The organism is Streptomyces sp. B15, assembly GCF_018070605.1.
Taxonomy (GTDB): domain Bacteria; phylum Actinomycetota; class Actinomycetes; order Streptomycetales; family Streptomycetaceae; genus Streptomyces; species Streptomyces smyrnaeus.
Window position 1 is genome coordinate 28,049 of the sequence record NZ_JAGPXJ010000053.1, and the last position, 23,736, is coordinate 51,784.

Annotated in this window: 22 protein-coding genes and 2 pseudogenes; 15 read left to right on the forward strand and 9 right to left on the reverse strand. The window is 71.4% G+C overall.

The genetic code is table 11. The annotated features are described in order from the left end of the window. Window positions 1–81: 81 nt before the first annotated feature. The gene (locus tag KBY19_RS22660; RefSeq protein ID WP_210966570.1) at window positions 82–681 is read right to left on the reverse strand and encodes an ABATE domain-containing protein; all 600 of its coding nucleotides are present in this window, start codon (window positions 679–681) and stop codon (window positions 82–84) included. An 87-nt stretch (window positions 682–768) separates the two neighbouring features. Here KBY19_RS22660 and KBY19_RS22665 point away from each other — a divergent pair, with 87 nt between their 5' ends. Together KBY19_RS22665 and KBY19_RS22670 are read left to right on the forward strand one after the other, a co-directional pair. Further along, window positions 769–1,557 (forward strand): MBL fold metallo-hydrolase, encoded by a 789-nt coding sequence (locus tag KBY19_RS22665; protein ID WP_099885567.1) that lies wholly within the window; start codon window positions 769–771, stop codon window positions 1,555–1,557. Window positions 1,558–1,598: 41 nt separating this feature from the next. Beyond that, a pseudogene (locus KBY19_RS22670) lies at window positions 1,599–1,768 on the forward strand (TetR/AcrR family transcriptional regulator); the annotation flags it as partial. A 45-nt stretch (window positions 1,769–1,813) separates the two neighbouring features. Here KBY19_RS22670 and KBY19_RS22675 read toward each other — a convergent pair. Continuing rightward, entirely contained in the window at window positions 1,814–2,242 is a 429-nt protein-coding gene (locus KBY19_RS22675) for a pyridoxamine 5'-phosphate oxidase family protein (RefSeq protein ID WP_099885566.1), read from the reverse strand. Between the two features lie 199 nt (window positions 2,243–2,441). Between KBY19_RS22675 and KBY19_RS22680 the strand changes: the two are divergent. After that, window positions 2,442–3,389, forward strand: a pseudogene (locus tag KBY19_RS22680) (AraC family transcriptional regulator); the annotation flags it as partial. Window positions 3,390–3,517: 128 nt separating this feature from the next. On the opposite strand, the gene KBY19_RS22685 reads toward KBY19_RS22680, so the two are convergent. Together KBY19_RS22685 and KBY19_RS22690 are read right to left on the reverse strand one after the other, a co-directional pair. Further along, on the reverse strand, window positions 3,518–3,844 hold the full coding sequence (locus KBY19_RS22685) for a hypothetical protein (protein WP_247691296.1): 327 nt from the start codon (window positions 3,842–3,844) through the stop codon (window positions 3,518–3,520). Between the two features lie 297 nt (window positions 3,845–4,141). Then, the gene (locus KBY19_RS22690) at window positions 4,142–4,444 is read right to left on the reverse strand and encodes a TfoX/Sxy family protein (protein WP_185018751.1); all 303 of its coding nucleotides are present in this window, start codon (window positions 4,442–4,444) and stop codon (window positions 4,142–4,144) included. Window positions 4,445–4,704: 260 nt separating this feature from the next. Here KBY19_RS22690 and putP point away from each other — a divergent pair, with 260 nt between their 5' ends. Together putP and KBY19_RS22700 are read left to right on the forward strand one after the other, a co-directional pair. Then, a complete protein-coding gene (gene putP / locus KBY19_RS22695; protein WP_247691297.1) occupies window positions 4,705–6,315 on the forward strand; it encodes a sodium/proline symporter PutP in 1,611 nt (536 codons plus the stop codon). Window positions 6,316–6,489: 174 nt separating this feature from the next. Beyond that, entirely contained in the window at window positions 6,490–7,395 is a 906-nt protein-coding gene (locus KBY19_RS22700; RefSeq protein ID WP_210966571.1) for a hypothetical protein, read from the forward strand. Window positions 7,396–7,454: 59 nt separating this feature from the next. On the opposite strand, the gene KBY19_RS22705 is transcribed toward KBY19_RS22700, so the two are convergent. Then, window positions 7,455–9,515, reverse strand: a complete 2,061-nt coding sequence (locus tag KBY19_RS22705; RefSeq protein WP_210966572.1) for a helix-turn-helix domain-containing protein — start codon at window positions 9,513–9,515, stop codon at window positions 7,455–7,457. Window positions 9,516–9,930: 415 nt separating this feature from the next. Between KBY19_RS22705 and KBY19_RS22710 the strand changes: the two genes are divergently transcribed. Then, the gene (locus KBY19_RS22710) at window positions 9,931–10,425 is read left to right on the forward strand and encodes a hypothetical protein (protein ID WP_185018743.1); all 495 of its coding nucleotides are present in this window, start codon (window positions 9,931–9,933) and stop codon (window positions 10,423–10,425) included. Window positions 10,426–10,468: 43 nt separating this feature from the next. Here KBY19_RS22710 and KBY19_RS22715 read toward each other — a convergent pair whose 3' ends face one another. Further along, a complete protein-coding gene (locus KBY19_RS22715; protein ID WP_210966573.1) occupies window positions 10,469–10,939 on the reverse strand; it encodes a pyridoxamine 5'-phosphate oxidase family protein in 471 nt (156 codons plus the stop codon). 146 nt (window positions 10,940–11,085) lie between these two features. On the opposite strand from KBY19_RS22715, the gene KBY19_RS22720 reads away from it, so the two are divergent. Then, window positions 11,086–13,875: a LuxR C-terminal-related transcriptional regulator gene (locus KBY19_RS22720; protein WP_210966574.1), complete on the forward strand. Its 2,790-nt coding sequence runs from the start codon at window positions 11,086–11,088 to the stop codon at window positions 13,873–13,875. 95 nt (window positions 13,876–13,970) lie between these two features. Here the strand turns inward: KBY19_RS22720 and KBY19_RS22725 are convergent, their stop codons facing one another. Further along, window positions 13,971–14,423 (reverse strand): iron chaperone, encoded by a 453-nt coding sequence (locus tag KBY19_RS22725; protein WP_210966575.1) that lies wholly within the window; start codon window positions 14,421–14,423, stop codon window positions 13,971–13,973. Between the two features lie 239 nt (window positions 14,424–14,662). Between KBY19_RS22725 and KBY19_RS22730 the strand changes: the two genes are divergently transcribed. Next, on the forward strand, window positions 14,663–15,358 hold the full coding sequence (locus KBY19_RS22730) for a hypothetical protein (RefSeq protein ID WP_210966576.1): 696 nt from the start codon (window positions 14,663–14,665) through the stop codon (window positions 15,356–15,358). A gap of 82 nt (window positions 15,359–15,440) precedes the next feature. On the opposite strand, the gene KBY19_RS22735 is transcribed toward KBY19_RS22730, so the two are convergent. After that, window positions 15,441–16,004 carry a hypothetical protein gene (locus KBY19_RS22735; RefSeq protein ID WP_099885557.1) on the reverse strand — a complete coding sequence of 188 codons (564 nt, stop codon included), beginning with the start codon at window positions 16,002–16,004 and terminating at the stop codon, window positions 15,441–15,443. A gap of 337 nt (window positions 16,005–16,341) precedes the next feature. Between KBY19_RS22735 and KBY19_RS22740 the strand changes: the two genes are divergently transcribed. From KBY19_RS22740 to KBY19_RS22760, 5 genes are all read left to right on the forward strand, one after another. After that, entirely contained in the window at window positions 16,342–16,902 is a 561-nt protein-coding gene (locus KBY19_RS22740) for a DUF1266 domain-containing protein (protein WP_307842240.1), read from the forward strand. Between the two features lie 380 nt (window positions 16,903–17,282). After that, on the forward strand, window positions 17,283–17,372 hold the full coding sequence (gene kdpF, locus KBY19_RS22745) for a K(+)-transporting ATPase subunit F (protein WP_099885555.1): 90 nt from the start codon (window positions 17,283–17,285) through the stop codon (window positions 17,370–17,372). Window positions 17,373–17,380: 8 nt separating this feature from the next. Next, window positions 17,381–19,084 (forward strand): potassium-transporting ATPase subunit KdpA, encoded by a 1,704-nt coding sequence (gene kdpA, locus KBY19_RS22750; RefSeq protein WP_210966577.1) that lies wholly within the window; start codon window positions 17,381–17,383, stop codon window positions 19,082–19,084. Beyond that, window positions 19,081–21,243, forward strand: coding sequence for a potassium-transporting ATPase subunit KdpB (kdpB, locus tag KBY19_RS22755; protein ID WP_099885553.1), 2,163 nt, complete (start codon window positions 19,081–19,083; stop codon window positions 21,241–21,243). Before kdpA ends, kdpB begins: the two co-directional genes overlap by 4 nt. A gap of 5 nt (window positions 21,244–21,248) precedes the next feature. Next, window positions 21,249–21,917 carry a potassium-transporting ATPase subunit C gene (locus KBY19_RS22760; protein ID WP_099885552.1) on the forward strand — a complete coding sequence of 223 codons (669 nt, stop codon included), beginning with the start codon at window positions 21,249–21,251 and terminating at the stop codon, window positions 21,915–21,917. Between the two features lie 161 nt (window positions 21,918–22,078). Here the strand turns inward: KBY19_RS22760 and KBY19_RS22765 are convergent, their stop codons facing one another. Then, the gene (locus KBY19_RS22765) at window positions 22,079–22,168 is read right to left on the reverse strand and encodes a K(+)-transporting ATPase subunit F (protein WP_099885551.1); all 90 of its coding nucleotides are present in this window, start codon (window positions 22,166–22,168) and stop codon (window positions 22,079–22,081) included. 369 nt (window positions 22,169–22,537) lie between these two features. On the opposite strand from KBY19_RS22765, the gene KBY19_RS22770 reads away from it, so the two are divergent. Beyond that, window positions 22,538–22,996, forward strand: a complete 459-nt coding sequence (locus tag KBY19_RS22770; protein WP_185018727.1) for a PaaI family thioesterase — start codon at window positions 22,538–22,540, stop codon at window positions 22,994–22,996. A 54-nt stretch (window positions 22,997–23,050) separates the two neighbouring features. Beyond that, on the forward strand, window positions 23,051–23,665 hold the full coding sequence (locus KBY19_RS22775) for a bifunctional 2-polyprenyl-6-hydroxyphenol methylase/3-demethylubiquinol 3-O-methyltransferase UbiG (RefSeq protein ID WP_099885550.1): 615 nt from the start codon (window positions 23,051–23,053) through the stop codon (window positions 23,663–23,665). Window positions 23,666–23,736 lie beyond the last annotated feature (71 nt).

The following is a 23,736-nucleotide window of genomic DNA, read 5'->3' on the forward strand; positions in this document are numbered from 1 at the left end:
TGCCCGCTGCGCCGACGGCCGACGGCCGTGGGGCCGATCCCGGTCGGTTCCGGCAGCGGATCCCGCTCGAACCGCCCGGGGTCAATCCGTTCCGGGTCGGGTGCGGCGGGCGTAGGCGCGAGCGGCACGGGCGCGGTCTCCGCAGCGGGTGGAGCACCAGTGGCGGCGGCCGTGGCGGAGCAGATAGCGGTTGCAGGGCGGGGAGCCGCAGGCGGTGAGGCGTTCGGCGTCGGGGCCGGTGAGCAGGTCGGCGGCGTCGGCGGCGAGGGTCGCCAGAGCGTGGTCGACGATGGGGGTGGGGGGGGGGGGGGGGGCCCGGTAGGGGCCGGTCTTCTCGTCCCAGTGCAGCAGTGGGGCCGTGGGGACGCGGGTCATCGCGTCGTTGATGGCGGCGACGGCCGCGGGGAGGGCGGGGAGTCCGGCGGCGCGGGAGGCGAACAGCGACCTGATCTGTTCGCGCAGCGAGCGCAGCTGCGTCGCGCACATCTCCTGCATGGCCACGTCGACCGGAGCGAGGCCCCGCTCCGTCAGCCAGCGGTTCGCCTGGGCGGGAGTTCCCAGGAGGTCGACCGTGCGTCCGCCCGGCATCGCGATCGTGCTGTTGGCGAGCGCGAGGGAGGGGTGCTCCTCCTCGCCCTGGACGGGGGGCGGAGCGGGCTCTGCCATCGGGACCTCCTTCATGACTCTCATGGTACGGGTTGCGCATATCCATGAGAAGCATCTACCGTCGATCTCACGGTTCAACCACATCTATCCGTGAGGTTCTCTATGTCTTCCGCTCCTGTGACGACCGACCGGTTCCCGGTCCGGGCCCTGGGCGGCCCGACCGCCGTCTTCGACTACGGCGGCCTGCGCTTTTTGACCGACCCGACCTTCGACGACCCGGGCGACTACCCGACGACCGGCCGCGGCCTGGTCAAGACCGCCCCTTCCACCACCACCCCGGCCGACCTCGGCCCGGTCGATGTGGTTCTGCTCTCCCACGACGAGCACCCCGACAACCTCGACACCTCCGGGCGCGCCCTGCTCGCCGACGTCCCGCTCACCCTCACCACCCCCGACGGCGGGCAGCGCCTCGGGGAGAAGGCCAGGGGGCTGGCCGACTGGGAGTCCGCCGAACTCAGCCGTCCCGACGGTGGCACGGTGACCGTGACCGGTGTCCCCGCCCTGCACGGCCCCGGCACGCGCGAGGAGGTCGAGGCGGTCACCGGACAGGTCGTCGGTTTCGTCCTGACCGCGGAGGACCTGCCCACCGTCTACGTCAGCGGCGACAACGCCTCCCTGGAACTGGTCCGGGAGATCGCCGAGCGGTTCGGCCCCGTCGACACCGCGATCCTCTTCGCCGGCGCCCCCCGCTTCGACGGGCTCTTCTCCGGTGCGCTGATCGTTCTCGACAGCTCCCAGGCCGCCGAGGCCGCCCGGATCCTCGGCGCCCGCCGCGTCGTTCCCGTCCACTACAACAGCTGGGCCCACTTCACCGAGGGCCGCGACGAGCTGGCAGCCGCTTTCACCGCTGCCGGACTGGCCGACCGGCTGGAGTGGGGCGACCGCTCCTGAGCCGACCGGCAGGGGTATCCAGCGCCGGCGAGTCCGCGTGCCCGCCGCCCGCTGTCGCCCTCCTCATGAGCGCGGGGGCCATATGCACGGCCTCGTCGTCCTGGAGGTGTTCGGGCACACCCCCTTCCTCGGTGGCCACCAGGCCGAGATCTTCCGCATGGCGATGCGGCATGTGCTGGAGGACGTCCACCGTCGGATCCCCGCCTCCTGACGGGGCTGGCCCGTATCCGTCCAGCCAGAGGGATTGTCGCGGAGGTCAGTTCATGTAGCGGCTCACGGCCTCCGGGCGGAGGACGAGACGGACCTGGTCCGCGGCCAGCATCCCGGCGAGGTCGTCGGCGCGGGCCGGGTCGTCGAGGTTCCAGTAGCGGGCGGCCAGCCGGGCGCACAGCTCGTGTGCTCCGTCGGGTTCCACCGTGACCCGGCCGGCGACCGACAGCCAGCGCTCGCGCTCACCCACCGGGGCGGCGACGACGATCGAGGCGCGGGGGTCGCGGCGCAGTCGCCGCACCTTGAGCGAGTCCGGGGCCGTGAACAGCTGGATCGTGCCCTCGTCGGTGGCCTCGAACCACACCGGTCGGGGCTGTGGGGGCAGTGGCCCGGCGGCCACGGTCAGGAAGCCGTGCAGAGGGCGTCGCAGGAATGCGAGGTCCTGGGTGGTCAGCGCATCGGTGCCGGTGCTCATCACAGCCTTTCCGGTAGGCGAGGGGAAGGGTGCCGAGGCCGTCGCACGGGGAGCGTTCCCGAGGTCGGCCGGTCTCCCGCTGCGGGGTTGCCGTTGTTCGTGACATCAACAGTTCGCGATACCGATTGAACACGGCCGGCCTGGACGAACCCATAGGTGAGAAGCCGGATCGCCTGCGTATTCGTCTAATCTCGCTGAGGTGGACGTGTTCAGTGATCTGATCCGCGGGGTGCGGGCCCACGGCTCGTTGTTCGGCAGTTCGACCCTCTCCCCGCCCTGGGCACTGCACTTCGTGGACGGCGCGCCGCTGACCCTGTGCACCGTCCTCACCGGAGCCGGCTGGATCGTGCCGGAGCACCGTCCGCCCGAGCCGCTTCGCGCCCGCGAGACGATCGTGGTGCGCGGCCCCGCGACGTTCACCTTCGTCGACGAGGTCGGCACCCGTGCCGAACCGATCGCGTGCGGCGAGCACTGCGCGACTCCCGAACAGGGCGGGACCCGGCACCGGCGCGGCTGGACAGACCACGGCGAGGACGCCGGGGACGGCCACGGTCACGGTGCGACGACACTGATCGTCGGCGCCTGTCCGGTGCGCGGCGAGATCAGCCGCCGGCTGCTGGACGCGCTGCCCGTCGTGCTGCGAGTGGACGCCGGGGGCACGGCTGACGCCGTGCTGGACCACCTCGCCGCCGAGGTCGGCGTCGACACACCTGGCCAGCAGGTGGTGCTCGACCGGCTGTTGGACTGGATGCTGGTCTGCACGCTGCGCGAGTGGTTCGACCGGCCCGGCGGCGAGCCCCCGGCCTGGTGGGCCGCCCAGCGGGACCCGGTGGTCGGCGACGCGCTGCGCCTGCTGCACACCGAACCGGCCGCGCCATGGACGGTCGCCTCACTGGCCGAACGCACCGGGGTGTCCCGTTCGACGCTGGCCAAGCGGTTCACCGACCTGGTGGGCGAACCTCCACTGACCTACCTCACTCGCTGGCGTATGACGCTCGCGGCGGACCTCCTGGTCGAGCGGGAGAGCGCGACCGTCGCGGACATCGCCCGCACCGTGGGCTACGCCGACCCGTTCGGGTTCAGCGCGGCGTTCAAACGGGTACGGGGCGCCAACCCGAGCGAGTTCCGGCGCACCGCGACCACAGCCTCTCCGGCGTCCGGGCGGCCCGTCCCCGCCCGGACGGCTCGGACGGCCCGGACGGCTCGGCCGGCTGAGGCACCCGGTTCGGCTCCCTCGCAGGACGGCTGCGACGTGAACCCCCTTGGGCTCACCCGTCAGTTCAGCAGCAAAGCACTGTCCCAGGACGTCGCCGGAGCGCTCCCCGAGGCGTAGGTGTGGAGGGCGAGGGCGATGCCTGCGGACCCTTCCAGGAAGCCGGAGCGGTCCAGAGCGCGTCGTGCGAGCGCATGGCGGTACCGGTAGCCGAACGGTGCCTCGGGCTCGAAACCGGCCAGCACCCGCTCGGCCAACCGGTCGGCGACGGCGTGGTAGCCCGGGTCGGCGCTGTCGTGGGCCATCCGCAGCACGATCCGCCCCGAGTTGGTCGGTGACGCGAGTGGCGGAATTTCCTGTTCAAGATCGCCGATCACGAGGTCGAACACCTCATCGGCACTTTTTCCGACTCGATCCGGCCTTTTCCTTCGACAGCCTGCACGAACCCCCTCCTCCCCCGCTGCGCAACGAATCCGCCATTCGATAGAACTGGGCGGAATGACCATGCCAACAGAGCGTCATTGATCGATTCTGATCGTTCTTGCCGGTAATACCGACGTGGAGCATGCCGAGTTCGGGGCGATTCTGCTCGAAGTGCTGAGTGTCAGTGGTCGTTTCCGACGGTCGACGGTTACGGGGGCCAGCGCGGGACGTACGGCCGCTCACTCGGCGGACAGCGTCGCGGTCTACGTCAGCGCGGTTGTGATCCAGTGGTCCAACGCGGCGTCGTCGAGTGTCTCCCCGGCCGCGCGCACCCAACCGCGCATCGTCCGCGAGCCCATCACGGCGGGGCGCGCACCGGACCGGGCCAGTGCGTCCCGCATCCGTTCGGCACCGACCCGTACCAGCAGATCATCGCCGCTCACCGCGACCACGAGTCTCCCGTGCGAGAGGAAGGACAGCCCTCCGAACATCCGCTTCTCGGCGACGGCTGTCTCGTCCCCCAGCCGTTCGCGCACCCGCTCCGCCAGCACCTCGTCATAGGCCATGGGCGGCAGCCTACGGCGACGTGCGCGGCCCCGCGGCTCCCGTCGGCCCCGGCCACCGTCGTGACCGAGCTGCGGCTTCATCACGATCCGGAACCGATCAGGACCTTCGGCGGCTGATGCTCTCGCCAGTGCGCGCCACGTCTTCTTAAGCTCCAGCACCTCCAGCCGAAAGTGCGGCCACTACTCGTACTCGGTATGCGCAACGGTCGTTTCTGCAACACCACGGGGAGTAATACATGTTCGCCCTGACCGTCCCAGTCATGATCACATTCGGAGTCTTTCTGATTGCGATGGTCATGGTCGGCATCGTGACGCATGAGGAAACGACCACGTTCGACGATTTCACCGTCGGCAGCCGAAAGCTCACGGCCCCGGCGGCCGCCCTGTCCGCCGGAGCCGCCGACATGTCCGGCTGGCTGTTCCTGGGCCTGCCGGGCGCCGTCTACATGGCCGGGATCGGTGCCACCTGGATCGCGGTCGGCCTGATCGTCGGCACGTACCTCAACTGGCGCCTCGTCGCCCCACGCCTGCGCGTCTACACCGAGCGGGTCGGTGCCGTGACCCTGCCGTCGTATCTGGAGGAGCGGTTCGAGGACCGGAGCAGGGTGATCCGGCTGCTGTCGGCCACCGTCACCGTCGTGTTCTTCACCGTCTACGTCGCCAGCGGACTGCTCGCCTGCGGACTGCTGGCCGACGAGATCTTCGGCGCCGGCTTCGAGCTGGGACTCACCGTCTTCGCCGTCGTGATCGTCATCTACACCATCCTCGGCGGCTTCCGGGCCCTGAGCGTCAGCCACTCCATACAGGGCACGCTGATGGTGCTCACGGCAGTCGCCCTGCCCGCGATCACCCTGTGGCAGCTCGGCGGTTTCGGCGCACTGCACAGCCAACTCGACGCCGTGACCCCGGCACTGCTCGACCCGGGAGCCGAGGCCTCCTTCGCCGACAAGAAGTGGACGTCGGGCGAGGAGCTCGGGGCCGTCGGCATGATCTCGCTGCTCGCCTGGGGACTCGGCTACTTCGGCCAGCCCCACATCCTCACCCGCTTCATGAGCATCCGCAGCACCCGGGACATACCGCTGGCCCGCCGACTGGGCGTGAGCTGGGTGGTCGTCGTCCTGGCGGGCGCGTCCCTCATCGGACTCACCGGGATCGCCGTCCTCGACAAGCCGCTCAGGAACCCGGAGATGGCGGTCATCGCGCTCTCCGCACAGCTGTCCTCCCCCTGGCTCGCGGGGGTCCTGCTGGTGGCCGTACTGGCCGCGATCAAATCCACGGTCGACAGCCAACTGCTGGTCTCCGCCACGTCCCTCACCGAGGACCTCTACCGGGCGTTCCTCAACCGGCGGGCCTCCGACACCTCGCTGCTGCTGATCGGGCGGCTGAGCGTGCTGGCCGTCGCGCTGGTCGCCTATGTGATCGCGCTGAGCGGCGGCGCCGTCCTCGACATCGTCGCGTACGCCTGGGCGGGGTTCGGCGCGGCATTCGGCCCGGTGATCCTCCTGTCGCTGTTCTGGCCGCGCATGACGGCGGCCGGAGCGAAGGCCGGAATGCTCACCGGCGCCCTCACCGTGCTGCTGTGGAAGCACATCGACCCGCTCCTGGGGCCGCTGGAGTCCGGCCTCTACGAGATGGTGCCCGGCGTGCTGGCCGCCACCGCGGCAGCCGTGGTCTTCGGCAGGTTCGTCGGACGCCGACCGACACTCGACTGGAGCGACGTCACGGAGGACGACACCCCTCCGGCCGCGGCACCGCACAGCCAGGTCCCATGGCCCCCGGAGAGCCAGACCCCGTGGCCCCCGTACCCCTCGTCACCGTGGACGGGCCAGGGGGACGGCCCGACGCCCACAGGCCGGCCCTCCGGCTGGTGAGGCACCCACGGGGACGGCCCCTCTTCCAGCGACACGGCGCCCGGCTGCCCGGACGCCAGGCGTTGTTCACGTCCACGGAACGGGTGTCCGAACAATCCGTACGGCGCTGAACTGGGCCTACGGTGCCGGCATCCGGACCGCCGAGACGGGAGCAGCACGCAGAGAGGTCGTTGGATGTTCACAAGACAAAGCGTCGCCGTGGTGGCCGCCGGGCTGGTGTTGACCGTCGGCGGCTGCGGGGGCAGGGCGGACGGCACGACGGACGCGTCGTCGGACAAGGGGTCGGACAAGAAATCGGGAAAGCCCGCGCCGACCCGGCCGCCGTCCAAGAAGCTGGTGAAGTGGGCCGGCGGCATGTGCGAGTCGACGGCCGCTCTCAAGACCGTCCGCAAACAGAGCGCGGCGGATCTGAAGGAGATCCGGAAGCCGGACGAGATCGGCCCGACGGCCCAGCATCTCGCCGTCAGCTACCTTTCCCGGACTCCGCTGCCGGTGGAGGAGGTGGAACGCGACCTCGAACACCTCACTCCGTCGGGCGTGCCCGCCGCCGACCGGCTGCGTGACGCCTGGCTGAAGAAGCTCAAGCGCGTCGTGCGCGAGCTCGACAAGGTGTCCCCGAGTGCGGCCTTCGACGACGCCGAGGGCAGTGCCGCGGGTGTCGACAAGCTCATCCAGTCCCTCACCTCGCCCGAGCCGGGCCTGCCCGCGCTGATGAAGAAGGACCCGCGGCTCGCCGCCGCGCACAAGCGTGCCGAGCAGTGCGCCCCGGGCTGGAAGCCGGACAAGAAGACGCCCGCACCCGAGCCCTCCGGCCCGCTGCCGAAGGCGAAGGACGGCAAGAACACCGGTGCCTGCGCGGACGGCGAGTGCGAGATCCTGGTGACCTCCGCGGTGAAGATCACGGCGAACGGGCTGAGCCTGCATGCCAGCGCGGAGGACGACTCCGTCACCTTCCGGTCGGCGGGCTCCGTGATGCGGCTGGGTGGCTCGGGCGGCGTGGCCAGGTTCGGCGACGACCTGACCATCACCGTTGTCGCGCAGAACGAGGACGGTGCGGTGCTGAAGTTCACCGCCCCCTGAGACCGCCGCACGCCACCGGGACCGCTCGGGCCCGAGGCTGTCCGTCCGCGGGCGCGCTCCTAGCGCTTCTCGCACGTCTCCCGGTAGCCGAGTTCCGGTAGGTGTTCCTTCCACTCGGCACGGGTGAGGACGCCCTCGGTGCGGTCGCAGACGTAGTCCGCCGCGCGGTCCGCCTCCAGGGTCCACACCCGTGCCGTCAGGTCGTAACCGGCGGAGGCGAGGGCGTCGCCGTCCGGGCTGAACGCGACAGAGGTGACGGTGTCGACATGGCCGGTGAGCGGCCGGCCGACGGGCTCGGCACGGGCCGGGTCGGTCACGTTCCACAGGCGGACCGTGTGGTCGCTGCCGCCGGTTGCCAGCGTCTTCCCGTCGGGCGCGAAGGCCACGGACCTGACCGGCCCTCGGTGCCCGGCCAGTTCCTTCACCACGGGCCGCGCGCGGCCGGCCCGTCGTACGTCCCACAGCCGCACCGTACGGTCACCGGCGGCGGTCGCCAGCGTCTTCCCGTCCGGGGCGAAGGCCACCGCGTTGACCGTGTGGTCGTGCCCGGTCAGGGCGGCGCCTGCCGACCGTGCCCGCGTCCGGTGACCCACGTGCCACAGCCGCGCCGTGTGGTCCTCGCTGCCGGTGGCCAGGGTGCGGCTGTCGGGGGCGAAGGCGAGGGAGGTGACGGTGTCCTTGTGGCCGCGCAGCCGGGTGCCCGTCGGCCGTACGCGGTGCGTCGCGCGTACGTCCCACAGCCGCACCGTGTCGTCGCCACCGCCGGTGGCCAGCCTGCGGCCGTCCGGGGAGAAGGCGACGGCGAACGCGCCGCCCTCGTGCGCGTCCAGTGGTTCGCCGAGCGGCTCCGGGCGTGCGGGCGAGGAGACGTCCCACAGCCGTACGGTGTCGTCGAAGCCGGCCGTGGCCAGGGTGTCCCCGTCCGGGGAGAAGGCCAGCGTCCAGACGGAGGCGGTGTGTTCGCGCAGCGGCTTGCCGAGCGGTTCGATGCCGTCGTCCTGGCTGAACCACCAATTCCGTACGGTTCCGTCGAAGCCGGCCGTGACCAGGGTGTCGCCGTCCGGCGCGAACGCGACGGCGCGGGCGCTGCCCTTCTTCGACCCGTCGGCCTCGGCCGGCTCGCCGAGCGGCGCGGCGTGGGCCGGGTCGCTCAGATCCCACAGCCGTACGGTCCCGTCGTCGCCGGTGGTGGCCAGCGTCCGACCGTCGGGGGCGAACGCGACGGAGACGATGTTCTCCTCGCCATGGCTCACCAGCTTCCGGCCGACGGCGCGGGGCCGCTCCCGGTCGCGCACGTTCCAGAACCGGATGGCGCCGCCCTCCCCGGTGGCGACCAGCAGGTCGCTGTCCGACGGGGCGAAGGCGACCGCGCCGACCGTTCCCGTACCCAGCCGCAGCGGTTCGCCCAGCGGCCTTCCCATGTCCCGGGGCCCGCCCGCGGCCCCCGACCGCGCAGCGGTGTCCCACAGCCGGACCTTGCCGTCGTGGCCGCCGCTGGCGAGGGTGCGGCCGTCGGGTGCGTACGCCACGGAGCTGCCGACACCGCCATGGCCGGGCAGCCGGGTGGCCAGCGCCCGGCCCGCGTCCGAGGCCAACCGGGTGCGCAGCTCCGCGGTGGAGCGCATGCGGTACGCGGCGACGTCGAGCCGGGCGGCCAGCCCGGCGCGGGTCTCGCGGACGCTGTCGGCCTCGGCGGTGAAGCGGTGTTTGCGGTTCAGTTCGGCCAGCTGGTCCAGCAACTGATCACGGCCGAAGAAGAGTTCGACGTCGCCCGGTTCGAACCGGGTCAGACCTCGGTACGGCGGTCGGGCGGTACCGTCGTCGGTGGCCTCCGCCGCCGACTCGGCCGATGCCTCGCGCCAGCGCCGCTCCCACTCGATCACGTCGCCGCCGCACGCCTTCACATAGGCGAGCATCACCGCGCGGGTGGGCAACTGCTTCCCGGCCGCCGCCTGCGACAGGGTGGTCACCCCGTACCGCGCCCGCTGGGCCATCACCCGATAGGTGGGCTTCCCCGCGGACTCGCGCAACGCGCGCAGTTCGGCGGCGAACCGTGGTACCGCTCCGGCCTCCGGGTCCAGCTCGCCCTCGGTGCGCCCAGGTCCTGGTTGTCCCGACACGTGTCCGCCCCACCCCCGTTCGCCCGGTTGTCGCCGAGCCGGCCCAGCGTGTCTGCCCGGGCGCGCGCCCACGGTAGGCAGTCGTGGGTACGGCCGCAACCGAACGTCCGTTGCATCACCGGACGGGGAACAGGCGTTCACACCCCCTTCACCGTTCCTCCCGGTCGGTCGTTCCCTCGGCCTCCCCATTGTTCGGCGCCGGGAGAGGACCTGCTGAACAACGGCGTGCGGCGGTCGAATGGCCGAGGGGCGTGGCCGGAACTGGCCACGGTGCGGTCCGAACCCTGTGAAGGGGGGAGGGTTCGGGCCGCCCCACGCGTGCACACGGCCGGTCGAAGGCCGCGAAGCGCCGTCCACGGAGTCGGCTGCGGGCGCGTCCACGGCCCGCCGGACAACGAAAGCGTGAGGTGACCTGATGCAGCACCCTCCGTATCCGTCGGAGCCGCCCGGCCCACCCGCTCCCCCGCAGCGGGCGCGCATGCCAGGAGCCCTGGTGTTCGTGCTGGTGATCGTCGCCGTGAGCGCGCTGGGTACGGCCTACGGCAGTTGGACACTTCTGCAGGAGAACTACAGCAAGCAGGAGCTCGGGCAGGAGCTGCTCGTGCCGATGGGCACGGCCTGGTCCGTGGCGTTGTTCTGCTGGGGACTGGCGGCGCTGGAGATCGTCTGCGTGGTGCTGGCCCGCGAGCGCCGCCCCTGGGTCGGTGCGGTGCTCGCCGGTTGCCTGATCTTCGTGGTGCTCGCGACGGTCGTCGGCTTCCTCGGCTCGCTGGTCGCCGGGGCGCCCAACCTGGCGGTGCTCGTCGTGCTGGGCATCGATCTGGTGGCCGTGTGGGTGGCGCTCGGCGACACCGCCCGCCGCTGGTTCTCCGTACGTCCTCCACTTCCCACCGCGCAGCCTCAGGGCTGACCCACCACCGGGCTCCGGCCGGGCGGGGCGTCCGGCCGGAGGGTCAGGCCAGCCAGCGGCCGTCGCGCATCAGTTCCCGGCCGGTCAGCTCGTCCTCCTCCCGCCAGGCCTGGATGCGGCGCGGAACGATACGGAACCAGCGGTACGGCGTGGCCGACGCACGCGGGTCGAAGCCGGTCTGCTCAGCGAACCGGTCGGCCCGCTGACGCGGCAGCGCGTCGAGTTCGAGAACTTCCACCGCGCCGTCGATCATGGTCACGTCGCGGGTGTGGCCCAGCCCCAGCCGAACGATCCGGGTGCCGGCCAGGTTCCGGCCGGTGGGGCTGTCCTTCGGGGTGGCCGCCAACAGTGCCTCGCCGTCCCAGTCGAAGGACAGCGGCACCAGATACGGCGTGCCGTCCGCCGAGGCGCTGGCCACCCAGACATCGACGTCGTGGGCGAGCCGGTGCTCGGTGTCGTGGCGGCGCTGAGCGCGGGAGCGCGGTGCGGCGCTCGTCGGGGAAGAACCGGTCATGGTCGCTCCTGTCGGTCGTGGTTCACCTCGGCCGGGCCGACGGCTCGTGGTGCCGCCCCGGGCCGATGGCCGTGGTCACAGCCTTCACCGGCCGGGGGCCGGACACCTCCGTGCCGGCCACGGAAGCCGCCACGGATAATGAGTCGGTGTCCGCTCCGCAGATCTCCGCGCGCGAAGCCCAAGTGCTCGCGCTGCTCGGGGAACACCTCAGCAACGCGGAGATCGCCGCGCAGTTGGTCATCTCCGTACGTACCGTCGAGTCGCACGTCTCCTCGCTGCTGCGCAAGCTGCAGCTGCCGGACCGGCGGGCGCTCGCCCGGCACGCCGCCGAGTCCGCCCGCACGCAGGAGTCGCACCCGGCGCCCGCCCTCCCGGAGCCGCTGACGACGTTCATCGGCCGGGTGCGGGAGCGCCGGGAGTTGGCCGAGGCGGTGCGGGGGCACCGGCTGGTGACCGTGGTGGGCCCGGGCGGGGTGGGCAAGACGCGCCTCGCGCTGGCGGTGGCGGCGGACGTGGCCGACGACTTCGACGGGGTGTGGTTCGTCGACCTGGTGCCGATCACCGAGCCGGGCCGCGTGGGGGCGGCGGTCGCGGCAGCCGTAGGTGTGGGCGAGCAGCCCGGGCACGGCATCGACGACGCGGTACTGGCGGCGCTGGCGGAGCGCCGGGCACTGCTGGTGCTGGACAACTGCGAGCAGGTGCGCGACGGGGTGGCGCCGTTCCTGGAACGGCTGTTGGCGGCCTGTCCGCGATTGCGGGTGCTCGTGACGAGCCGGGCCAGGCTGATGGTGCCGTTCGAGCGGGCCTTCACCCTTGCGCCGCTGTCGCGGGTCGGTGGCGACGAGTCGGAAGCGGTGGCCCTGTTCATGGACCGGGCGGCGGCGGTCGGCCACCCGCCGGGTCCCGCGGTGAGCGAAGGGGTCGTGACCATCTGCGAACGCCTCGGCGGCATGGCGCTGGCGATCGAGCTGGCGGCGGCGCGGTGGTCCACGCTTGGGCTGGACGGACTGGCGACCGGCCTCTCCGATCAGCTGCGGATCCTCACCGGCGGACCCCGCGCCGACGACCGGCACCGGTCGGTGCGAGCGGTGCTGGACTGGAGCCACGACCTGCTGGAGCCGCAGGATCAGGCGCTGCTGCGCCGGGTGTCGGTGTTCGTGGCGCCGTTCACCGCCGAGGCGGCCGCCGAGGTCGCCGGGTTCGCCCCGCTGGATCCGGCCTCGGTCGTCGACGGGCTCGGCAGGCTCGCCGAGCAGAGCCTGCTCGCCGTGACACCGTCCGCGACGGGCACCCGGTACCACGGGCTGGAGACCATCCGGCAGTACGGCACGGAGCGGCTCGCCGACGCCGGTGAGTGGATCGATGTCCGATCCCGCCACCTGGAGTGGTGCTCGACGGGCGCGACCGTTCTCCAGGGAGCGTCAGGTGCCGACTGGCGGGCCCGGTTCGACGAGGTGGCGGACGATCTGCGGGCCGCCCTCACCTGGGCCGCCGACCGGCCCGAGCGGCGCGCGGACGCACACCGTCTGGCCGTCTCGCTGGCCGAGTTGGCCTTCTCCCGCAACCTGCTGGGCGAGTCGCAGCAGCGGTACGAGCAGGCGGCCGGGCTCGCCGACGACACCGCCGGTGCCGCGGCGCTGCGGCAGGCCGCCGCGGTGGCCGGGTGCCGCAGGCTGGGCGACGACATGTTCCGGCTGCACCGTGCCGCCGGGGAGGCCGCACGCCGGGCCGGGGACAGCGTCGGGGCCGGTTGCGACCTGGCGGCGGCGGCCACCGTCGCCTACCGCTTCTCCACCTCCTTCACGCGGATTCCTCCCGCGGAGGAGGTGGTGGCCATGCTCGCCGAGGCGCGAGTCCTGTCCGGCGACGCCCCGGACGCCGCGGCAGCGGTGGCGCTGGCCGAAGCGGCGGTGGTCGCGGACGCGTACGGCGCGCTGCAGGGGGACACGGACAACACCGCCCAGGAGACGGTCGGGTGTGCCGAGCGGGCCGTCACGCTCGCCCGGCGTACGGGCGACCCGGTGGCGGAATCCGCCGCCCTCGACGCGCTCTCCGGCGCCCGCAGCTGGACCGGTGACGCCTTCGCCGTCGCGGCCGCCGCCCGGCGCCGCATCGACGTGCTGGCTTCCGTGCCGCCCGGCCCCGACGGTACGCACGAGTTGATGGACGCCCTCGCCATGGCCGCCGGGACCGCCCTCGGCGTCGGCGAACTGGCGGAGGCCCGGCGATGGGGAAGTCGGCTCGCCGACCATCCGCTGCTGGCCGAGGCCGGCCACCATGCCACGTCCTGGCTCCTGGTCGCGGACGCGTTCGCCGGCCGTGCCGACGACGTACTCGGCCGCAGCGTTCCGTTCCTCGACTCGTGGGAGCACAGTGGCCGCCCGCGGTCGCTCTCCCTGGGCGCCGCGGCCTCCTCGGTCGCCATGATCCACGGTCTGCGCGGTGACCAGGACGCCCGCTCGGCCTGGCTCTCGACCGTCGAGCGGGCGGATACGGCGCCGCAGCACCGGCACGGTTACGGTGCGGTCCTCGACGCCATGGTGCTGCTCCACCAGGGAGAGGTGGACGCGGCGCTGGAGCGGCTGGCACCCGAGCCGGACCGGGTGTGGAAGTGGGTGTGCTGGATCTGGCTGCACTGGTATCTGGCCCTCAGGGCGGAGGCTGCCGTGCTCGCCGGGCATCCGGACGCCCGGGCCCGGATCGACGCCGCCAGGGCCGTCGTCGCCGGCAACCCGGTCGCCACCGCCCAGGTGGACCGCGCGGAGGCGCTGCTCGACGGCGACCTGGCGGGGCAACTCGCCACCGCTGCGGCGTTCGACGCGGCCGGCTGCCCCTACCAGTCGGCGCGTACGCTGCTGCTCGCCGGGGGCGAGCACACCGCCGCCGGCGCCGCCGCCCTTGTCGCACTCGGCCTCGCCCCCACGGCCGCCCGGTAGCCGGCGGCCGCCCCGGCACCCGCCGGGGCGGCCGGCCGCATGGCGGAGTCCGCGCAGCCCGCCTCGCCGACCGCCCGTTGACCGAGCGCACGCCCCTAGCGCACCGCCTGCTGCACCAGTGCGGCGATCCGCTCCTCCACCTCGGCCGTCACCTCGGTCAGAGCGAAAGCGGTCGCCCACATCGAGCCCTCGTCCAGCTTCGCCGGGTCGTTGAACCCGAGCGTCGCATAGCGGGCCTTGAACTTCGCCGCGCTCTGGAAGAAGCACACGACCTTGCCGTCCAGTGCGTAGGCGGGCATCCCGTACCAGAGCTTCGGTGCGAGCGTCGGGGCGTTGGCCGTGATGACGGCGTGGACGCGCTCGGCCAGGATCCGGTCGGCGTCCGGCATCTCGGCGATCTTCACGAGCACGTCCCGCACGGCCTCCGCCTCCTTTTCCGCACGCGAGGTACGGCGTGCGGCCTTCTTCTGCTCCTGGGCGTGCTCCTTCATCGCGGCCCGCTCCTCGGCCGTGAACCCCTCGTACGTGCTGCTCTGTGCGCTGGTCATGGTCGCTCCTGCCGTCGTGGTCGGACACCCGGCCCGTCCGGTCGGGCCCCGCTCGCTGTGGTCACAGCCTCCCTCGCACGCAGCCGGCCCGCCTCCGTACCGAGCACGGAAACCACCACGGAAAGCTCCACTGTCCGGCAGCCCGGACGGCCGGGACGGCTGCCTCCTTCCGATGGCACCCACCCGGCCACGCCACCGGCCCGGACCCGGCCAGGACGGCGTCCACCGAGGACGGCAGGGTGCGGGAGGAGGTCGCTCACCGCGTCGTCTCCCCCCGCACGGATCAGGTCCGGCTGCCCGGAGGGCAGTTCGCCCAACGCCTCGGCGGCGACCCCTGGCCCGGATCCACCGCGGCGTACGCCCGCCTTCTGGGCGGGTTCGCGGAGGACTTCGGTATCGCGTACCGCCCCGGGGACGACACGGCGACGGAGCTGAGCGGTGCTCTGCTGCTGCCGGTCCTGGACGACTTCCACGAACACGAGTGCCGAACCGTGGCCCGGGTACGCGACTTCGACCTGGCCGGGCTCGTCGAGGGCGCACCGGCGGAACAGCTGCGCGGTGCCGTCGCCGCACAATTGGCCCGGCTGGCGGCGGAGACGCACCTCGACACCTATGCGGAGGTGACCCAGGCCCTGGAGCGCATACGCAGCCAGGAGACCGTCCGGCTCGTTCCCGACGGTCCCCTGGACCTACGCATGCGTACTCTCGCCGCGGAGGTCCGGGCGGCCCGGCAGTCGGTACAGCCGGCGTGGCGTGACGCAGCGGGGCCGGTCACGCAGCAGGACCTCGACGCGTGGGCGACGCGGCAGGGCGCGGCACACGCCCTGCGGGCGTTCATACAACTGACGGTTCCCGTCGCGGCGCAGAAGGTTCTCCATCGGCGGATGTCCGTGCACTGGAGGGCCGAACTCGCCGCCGATCTGGAAGCGGCCTGACACCGGCCGCGCGCTGCCGGGCAGCGCCGACGTCCGGTCCCCGGGGAGAGGGGCAGCCTGCCCCTCCCCCCGTTGGCGGGTCTCAGGCGGCGTAGAAGTGCCAACCCTGGCGCTGCGAGGGGTGGTCGCCCCACATCCGCTTGAGGTCGATGTAGGTGTCCCCCTCGCCGCGGGCGGTCAGCGCCAGGTCCTCGTCGCGGTAGGAGACGATGCCGTAGTCAGGGTCCTGCGGGTCGGTACCGGGGACGGGCTCCAGAAGCCACCACTGGTCCTTGTTGCGGTTGGAGCAGTCGCGGAGGTAGACGATGCTGTTCTCACCGTTCTCGTTGCTGGCGCAGGCACCGGCCGAACTCTGCAGCTGGTAGACCGCCCGCCCGTTGGAGGTGGCGACCCGGTCGAAGCGCCACGTGGTCTTCCAGCCCTTGGGAGCGGTGCTGGGATAGACCTGAAGGTAGGTCCCCGCGTTCCCCTTGGTGTCGTCGGGGAGCATGTAGTTGCCGGTCACCTGGCTGACGGCGATGAACTCGCCCGAGGGAACGGCCCGCTGGGAGGAGTCGGCCGCGGCCGGTGCGGCGGCCAGAGCGGTGCCGGTGAGTGCGGTGGCGGCGAGGGCGGTCAGAATCCTGCGGGCGGTGCGAGCGAACATACCGACTCCATGCAGTAGTGGTACCGATACCGTGCGTTGCCGACAGTAGGGCCGGGATGCCGCGCGAGGGGGAGGAACTGAGCATCGCCGGAGGGCGTTCGAAGTGATCAGGCCATGGATCACGCCGCCGGCGGCGCCTCAGAAGCGTTCCGGAAGCCTCCAAAGCCGCCGAAACTCGGCAGATTTCGTTCGCTCGGCCCCCGGCCTCGACCGTCCGCACGCCCCCACGGGGCGGGACGCACCCGCCGTCGGAACTCCAGCAGCGTGCGGGATCATGTGCGACATGCTCGAGCGCTTCCGCCGTCGGCGCCCCGCCCGACCGCCACACGAGACACCCTTGTCCGCCCACCAGCTGTGGCTCGTCTCCCTGTCCGCTCCGGTCAACCGCGGCCGGGAAGCTTCCCGCACCACCCTGTACCCCTTCCGGTACCGGGACGACGCCGAGGCCGAGCGATGGCTGCGCGAACAGTGGGAGATCCCGGACCGGGAGGAGCTGCTGCACAGGCTGGACGGGCTGCTCAAGGACGGCTACCGGGCGCCGCTGCGCGAGCAGACGGGTGCCGACCCGCTGGCCTGGGACGTGGCCCTCTACTGCGATGTCGTCCGCAAGGGCTACGCCGCCGGCCATCTCGACGCACCGACCGCATGGGAGCTGCTGGGCGCCACCGTCATGCCCACGGTCGCGGCCTACGACTCGTGGCGGGCCTACGCGACGGACTATCTGCTGGTGCGCAAGGTGTGGATGGAAGGCCTGCGCGCCACGCCCGACGAGGACTTCCCCGCCCCACAGGCCGTCTCGGACGCCCATCTGCGCGCCCTTCTGGACCCCGCCAACCACGCCAGCCCCTGGAACCAGGTCCCCTGGCATGTGATCAGCCTCCCGGACCGACCGCTGTGACCAACCGGCCGTCCGCCTCTCCACCGCGGTCCGGACAGCGGCCTGTCCGGCATGTCGTACCGGTGCGGCATGTCGTACCGGTGCGGTAGGGCTCCCTCAAGCCCCTCCTCCTCACCCTTCTCTCCCTCCCCCCTCCCTCGCATCACCGCAGGTCAGGGGTGCCCATGAGGTGAAAGGTTAGGAAAGCGTCAAAGGCGGCCTCCCGGCCGTAAGGGAGCTGTCAACAAAGGGCTCGACCGGTCGAAAAGGCGTTTTCCTCAAGGGGTCCATCACAACCCCGAGCCTCACTGAGGAGCACCGATGGCCGACGCGGCCTTCGTCGTCACCACTGTCGCGGTCTTCGCGCTGGTGGCGTTCATCGCCAAGGGGGTGGCGAAGCTGTGACTGCCGAGAACATGACCGGCCTGATCGTGGCCGTCGCCCTGCTGGGTTACCTCGTCCTCGCCCTTGTGTATCCGGAGAGGTTCTGAGCACCGGCATGACCCCGTTTCTCGCCGCTGTACTCCAGCTCGTCGCGCTGATCGGCGCGCTCGCCCTGGCCTACCGCCCGCTGGGCGACCACATGGCCCGCGTCTACTCCTCCGACCGTCATCTGCGGGTCGAGCGATGGGTGTACCGGGCCATCGGCGCCGACCCCGACGCAGATATGCGCTGGCCCGCATATCTGCGCGGCGTACTCGCCTTCTCCGCGGCCGGCGTGCTGTTCCTGTATCTGCTGCAGCGTCTCCAGGGCTCGCTGCCCGGCTCGCTCGGCTTCTCCTCCATCGACCCGGACCAGGCGTTCAACACCGCCGCGTCCTTCTTGTCCAACACCAACTGGCAGTCCTACTCCGGCGAACAGGCCATGGGCCACGTCGTGCAGACCGCCGGTCTGGCCGTGCAGAACTTCGTCTCCGCCGCCGTCGGTATGGCCGTGGCGATGGCCCTGGTACGGGGCTTCGCCCACACCCGGGCGCAAGGCCCCACCGGTTCGGGGGGCGCGCCGCACGGCACCGGGGGGCTCGGCAACTTCTGGGCCGACCTGGTCCGGGGCGTGCTCCGGATCCTGCTGCCGCTCTCGGTGGTCGGAGCGCTCGTGCTGGTCGCCTGCGGTGCCATCCAGAACTTCGCCGGCATCCACGAGGTCGGTCGGTTCACCGGTGGCTCGCAGCAGTGGAACGGCGGGGCGGTCGCCTCGCAAGAGGTCATCAAGGAGTTGGGGACCAACGGTGGCGGCTACTTCAACGCCAATTCCTCCCACCCCTTCGAGAACCCGAACGGCTTCAGCAATCTCTTCGAGATCTTTCTGATCCTGCTGATCCCCTTCGCTCTGACGCGCACGTTCGGCCGCATGGTCGGCAGCGTCCGGCAGGGGTACGCGGTGCTCGCCACGATGGTGGGCATCTGGATCGGCTTCGTCCTGCTCATGTGGGCCACCGAGTTCGCCGGCCACGGCCCGGCGTTCGAGGCCGCCGGGGGCGCGATGGAGGGCAAGGAGACGAGGTTCGGAATCGGCGCGTCGTCGATCTTCGCGGTCTCCACGACCCTGACCTCGACGGGTGCTGTCGACTCCTTCCACTCCTCCTACACGGGCCTGGGCGGCGGCATCGCCATGCTGGGCATGCAACTGGGCGAGATCGCCCCCGGTGGGGTGGGTTCGGGCCTGTACGGCATGCTGATCATGGCGATCATCGCGGTGTTCATCGCGGGGCTGATGGTGGGCCGTACGCCCGAGTACCTCGGCAAGAAGATCGGCACTCGCGAGATCAAGCTGGCGGCCTGCTACCTCCTCGTCACCCCGGCGCTGGTGCTCTGCTTCACCGCCGCGGCGATGTCGCTGGACACCCCCGCGCACTCGATGACCAACAGCGGAGCGCACGGGTTCTCCGAGGTCCTGTACGCCTACACCTCCGGAGCCAACAACAACGGCTCGGCCTTCGCCGGGTTGAACGCGGACACCCAGTGGTTCAACACCACCATCGGGCTGGCGATGCTGCTCGGCCGGTTCGTGCCGATGGTGTTCGTCCTCGCGCTGGCCGGCTCGCTCGCCCAGCAGCGGCCGATCCCGGCGACGGCGGGCACGCTACGGACCGAGAAACCGCTGTTCACGGGTCTGTTGGTCGGCGTCATCATGATCGTCGCGGGGCTGACCTACTTCCCGGCGCTGGCGCTGGGCCCGCTCGCTGAAGGGCTGGCGGCATGACCACCGACGTCACAGAGCATGAGGAGCCAGGCGCCATGTCCTCCACGGACTCCGCCACCCCCACCCGAGCGCCCCACCGGGACCTGCCCACCGGCCGCGGGCCCGAACGGCGGGTCGGCGGCGGTTTGTTCGACCCCGGGCAGTTGCTCACCTCCCTCCCGGACGCGCTTGGCAAGCTGCATCCCCGGGTGATGATCAAGTCGCCGGTGATGTTCGTCGTGCTGGTCGGCTCGGTGCTCACCACCGCGCTGGCGGTCAAGGACCCGGGGAACTGGTTCGGCTGGGCGATCACCGGCTGGCTGTGGCTGACGACGCTCTTCGCCAACCTGGCGGAGGCCGTGGCCGAGGGGCGCGGCAAGGCCCAGGCCGACACCTTGCGCAGGGCGAAGACGGACGCGGTCGCCCGGCGGCTGAGCGGCGGGACCGAGGAGCAGGTGCCCGGCGCCGAACTCCGCGTCGGCGACCTGGTGGTCTGCGAGGCGGGGGACATCATCCCCGGCGACGGCGATGTCGTCGAGGGCGTGGCGAGTGTGGACGAGTCGGCGATCACCGGCGAGTCCGCGCCCGTCATCCGGGAGTCCGGCGGCGACCGCAGCGCCGTGACCGGCGGTACGAAGGTGCTGTCCGACCGGATCGTCGTCAAGGTCACGACGAAGCCGGGTGAGTCGTTCATCGACCGGATGATCAACCTGGTCGAGGGCGCGGCCCGGCAGAAGACGCCCAACGAGACCGCGCTGAACATCCTGCTCGCCTCGCTGACGATCATCTTCCTGCTCGCGGTCGTGACCCTGAAGCCGTTCGCGATCTACGCGGGCGCCGACGACCAGACCTCGCTGATCGTGCTGTCCGCGCTGTTGGTCTGCCTGATTCCGACCACCATCGGGGCGCTGCTGTCCGCCATCGGCATCGCCGGCATGGACCGGCTCGTCCAGCGCAACGTACTGGCCATGTCCGGGCGCGCGGTCGAGGCAGCCGGAGACGTCTCGACGCTGCTGCTCGACAAGACGGGCACCGTCACGCTGGGCAACCGCCAGGCCGCCGAGTTCGTCCCCGTCACCGGGACGACCGCCGCGGAGCTGGCGGACGCCGCGCAGCTGTCCTCGCTGGCGGACGAGACGCCCGAGGGCCGCTCGATCGTCGTCCTGGCGAAGGAGCAGTACGGGCTGCGCGAGCGGCACGCGGGCGAACTGGAGCACGCCGAGTGGGTCCCGTTCACAGCCCGGACCCGGATGAGCGGCGTGGACCTGACCGAGGACGGCACGGTGCGGAAGGTCCGCAAGGGAGCGACCGGTGCGGTGCTCGCCTGGGTCAGGGAGCACGGCGGCGCCCTGGCCGACGACGCGGAAGGGACGGCGAACGCCATCTCCCAGGGCGGCGGTACGCCGTTGCTGGTCGCCGTGGAGGACGGCAAGGGCGCTCGCGTGCTGGGCGTCGTCCACCTCAAGGACGTCGTCAAGGAGGGCATGCGGGAGCGGTTCGAGGAGCTGCGCCGCATGGGCATCAGGACCGTCATGATCACCGGCGACAACCCGCTCACCGCACGGGCCATCGCCGAGGAGGCGGGCGTGGACGACTTCCTCGCCGAGGCCACGCCCGAGGACAAGATGGCGCTCATCAAGCGTGAGCAGGCCGGCGGCAAGCTGGTCGCGATGACGGGTGACGGCACGAACGACGCGCCCGCGCTGGCCCAGGCCGACGTCGGCGTGGCCATGAACACCGGCACCTCGGCCGCCAAGGAGGCCGGGAACATGGTGGATCTGGACTCCAACCCGACCAAGCTCATCGAGATCGTCGAGATCGGCAAGCAACTCCTCATCACCCGCGGCGCTCTGACGACCTTCTCGATCGCCAACGACGTGGCGAAGTACTTCGCGATCATCCCGGCGATGTTCGCCGTCGCCTACCCGGGCCTGGACAAGCTCAACATCATGAACCTGGCCTCCCCGGAGTCGGCGATCCTCTCCGCCGTCATCTTCAACGCGCTGATCATCGTGGCCCTGGTGCCGCTCGCCCTGAAGGGTGTCAGGTACCGGCCGATGAGCGCGGACCGGATGCTCCGCCGCAATCTGGGGGTCTACGGCCTCGGCGGCCTGGTCGCCCCGTTCCTCGGCATCAAACTCATCGATCTGCTCATCTCCCTCATCCCTGGCATCGGGTGACGACCATGAACACTTCCGTACGAAGCACCGCCCGACTGCTCGGGGCCGGCCTGCGCGCCCTGCTCGTCCTGACCCTGGTCTGCGGCGTCCTGTATCCGCTCGCGGTGACCGGGGTCGCACAGGCCGCCTTCCACGACAAGGCCAACGGCTCCGAGGTGCGGAGCGAAGGCAGGGTCGTCGGCTCCCGACTCATCGGCCAGCGCTACGACCTGCCGCTGAAGAAGGGTCGGCAGACGCCCGCACCCGACCTGAAGTGGTTCCAGCCCCGGCCCTCCGACGGCCTCGGAGAGAACTCCGTCAACACCCGGTACAAGCTGCTCGTCTCAGGCGCCACCAACCTCTCGGGCGACAGCGAAGAACTGCTCGAACGGGTCGCCGGCGCCAAGGCCGCGGTGGTCGAGGACAACAGCACCGCCGACTACAAGATCGAGCCGTCGGATGTGCCGCCCGACGCGGTGACCTCCTCCGCTTCCGGCCTCGACCCGCACATATCGCCCGCGTACGCCGAACTCCAGGTCCATCGCGTCGCGGAGCGGAACCACCTGGCTGTCGAGCGGGTGGCGGAGCTGGTCAAGAGGCACACCGACGGGCGCGTGCTCGGCTTCATGGGAGAGCCGCGGGTCAATGTCCTGGAACTCAACATCGCCCTGGAAGAGCTGATCGAGAAGGACTGACCGCCTCGGCCGCCCCGCCCGGGAGCCGACGAGCAGCAGAACAGCGCTGCCCGTCGGCTCCCGCTGCTGCGACCGCTGCGACGGGCCAGGCGGACCGGGCGGGACAGGCGGGCCGGACAGGGCGGACGGTTCGGGGGCTCGAATGAAGCGCTTTTCCGGCGTCAGAATTTGTCCGGGTACTTCCGCGCCAGGAGGAGATACCCGATCAGCGAGGCGGCCAGGAAAAGCCCCGCGATATTCACTTCTGCCATACTGAACACTCCTTCGTCCACGGAAGTCTTCTGTGGTCCAGCCAAACCGCTGCCCGAGGCGCGGGCTCACCGTTTGACGCATTGCTGTCGTCGCCGATTCCGGATTTGACGCGCCGCTGATCAAGCCCGCCCCGCTCCAGCGGAGGCTTCATCGTTGGAACGACGGACGACGGCGGCGGTAATGCCTTTCTTCCCGCGTACGCCACACGGTCCCGTCACATCTCGGCACCCTCCAACCTCGGGCGGAGGGCGGAGTGTTGTATTTTTGTCGCATTCTTCGACTGCAGGGCGCGGGGTGGGGAGTACGGCGGTTCTCGGTCCGTGACCCGTCATGGCAGGCAAAAGTCCCAGAGCGTGCAAGGAGGGGACGTGGACGAGCAGACCGCCGCGGGCGAGCGGGCCGGCCTGGAGCAGGCGAGCCCGGAGGTCCAGGAGCGAATTCGAAAGAGCTTCGACAGCCAGGGGCTGATGAGTCACCTGGGCGCCCGTATCACGCACATCGGGCCCGGACGGGTGCACATCGTGCTGCCCAGTCGGCCGGAAGTCACCCAGCAGGACGGCTATGTCCACGCCGGAGCCACCAGCGCCGTCGCGGACAGCGCGGGCGGTTACGCGGCGTTCACCCTCTTTCCCCCGGACAGCTCGGTACTCACCGTGGAGTACAAGGTCAACCTCCTCGCGCCCGCCGTCGGCGATCGGATCGAGGCGGTGGGGACGGTCCTGCGGTCCGGACGGACACTGACCGTGTGCCGGCTGGAGGTGTTCGGTGTTCAGGATGACCGGCGAAAGCTCGTCGCGACCGGCCAGCAGACACTGATCTGCGTATGAGGCCGGGCCGGCGGCCCGGTTCTGCGCCCAGCGGCTCGGCTCTACGGTGAGGCGATGCACCCGACCGACACGAAGCCGTACTGGAACACCAACGTCGCCCGGCACCAGGACATTCTCCGTGCCGTTCCGGAGGAGTGCGGCGAGGCACTGGACATCGGGTGCGGTGACGGGCTGCTGGCGCGCAAGCTGACGGCGCGGGCCACATATGTCACCTGCGTCGACAGCTCGCCCGAGATGATCGCCCGGGCCCGCGAACTGGCCACCGGCCACGACGGGATCGCCTGCGTCGAAGGTGACTTCCTCACCGTCGACCTGCCCGCGCGGGGCTACGACTTCATCTGCTCGGTGGCCACGATCCACCACATGGACTTCGAGGCTGCCCTTGCCCGCATGCGCGAACTGCTGCGGCCCGGCGGCATTCTGGTGGTGGTCGGTCTGGCCCGCGAGGCGGGACCCGCGGAGTGGGCGGCGACGATCGCGGCCGCTCCCCTGGTGCGGATCACAAAAGCCCTGCGCCGGGCGCACAGCCCTCAGGGCATGCCTGTCGCCGACCCGCACATGAGCTACGGGCAGGTGCACGCGACGGCACGGCGACTCCTGCCGGGAGTCCGCTACCGGCGGCACCTCCTCCGCCGGTACTCCCTGACCTGGCACAAGCCACGCTCCTAGCGCACCTCACAAGGGAGCGGGCCGTCCGCGCTCCATGCGGCCACGAGAGCCCCGCACGGTCGGCCCCGGGA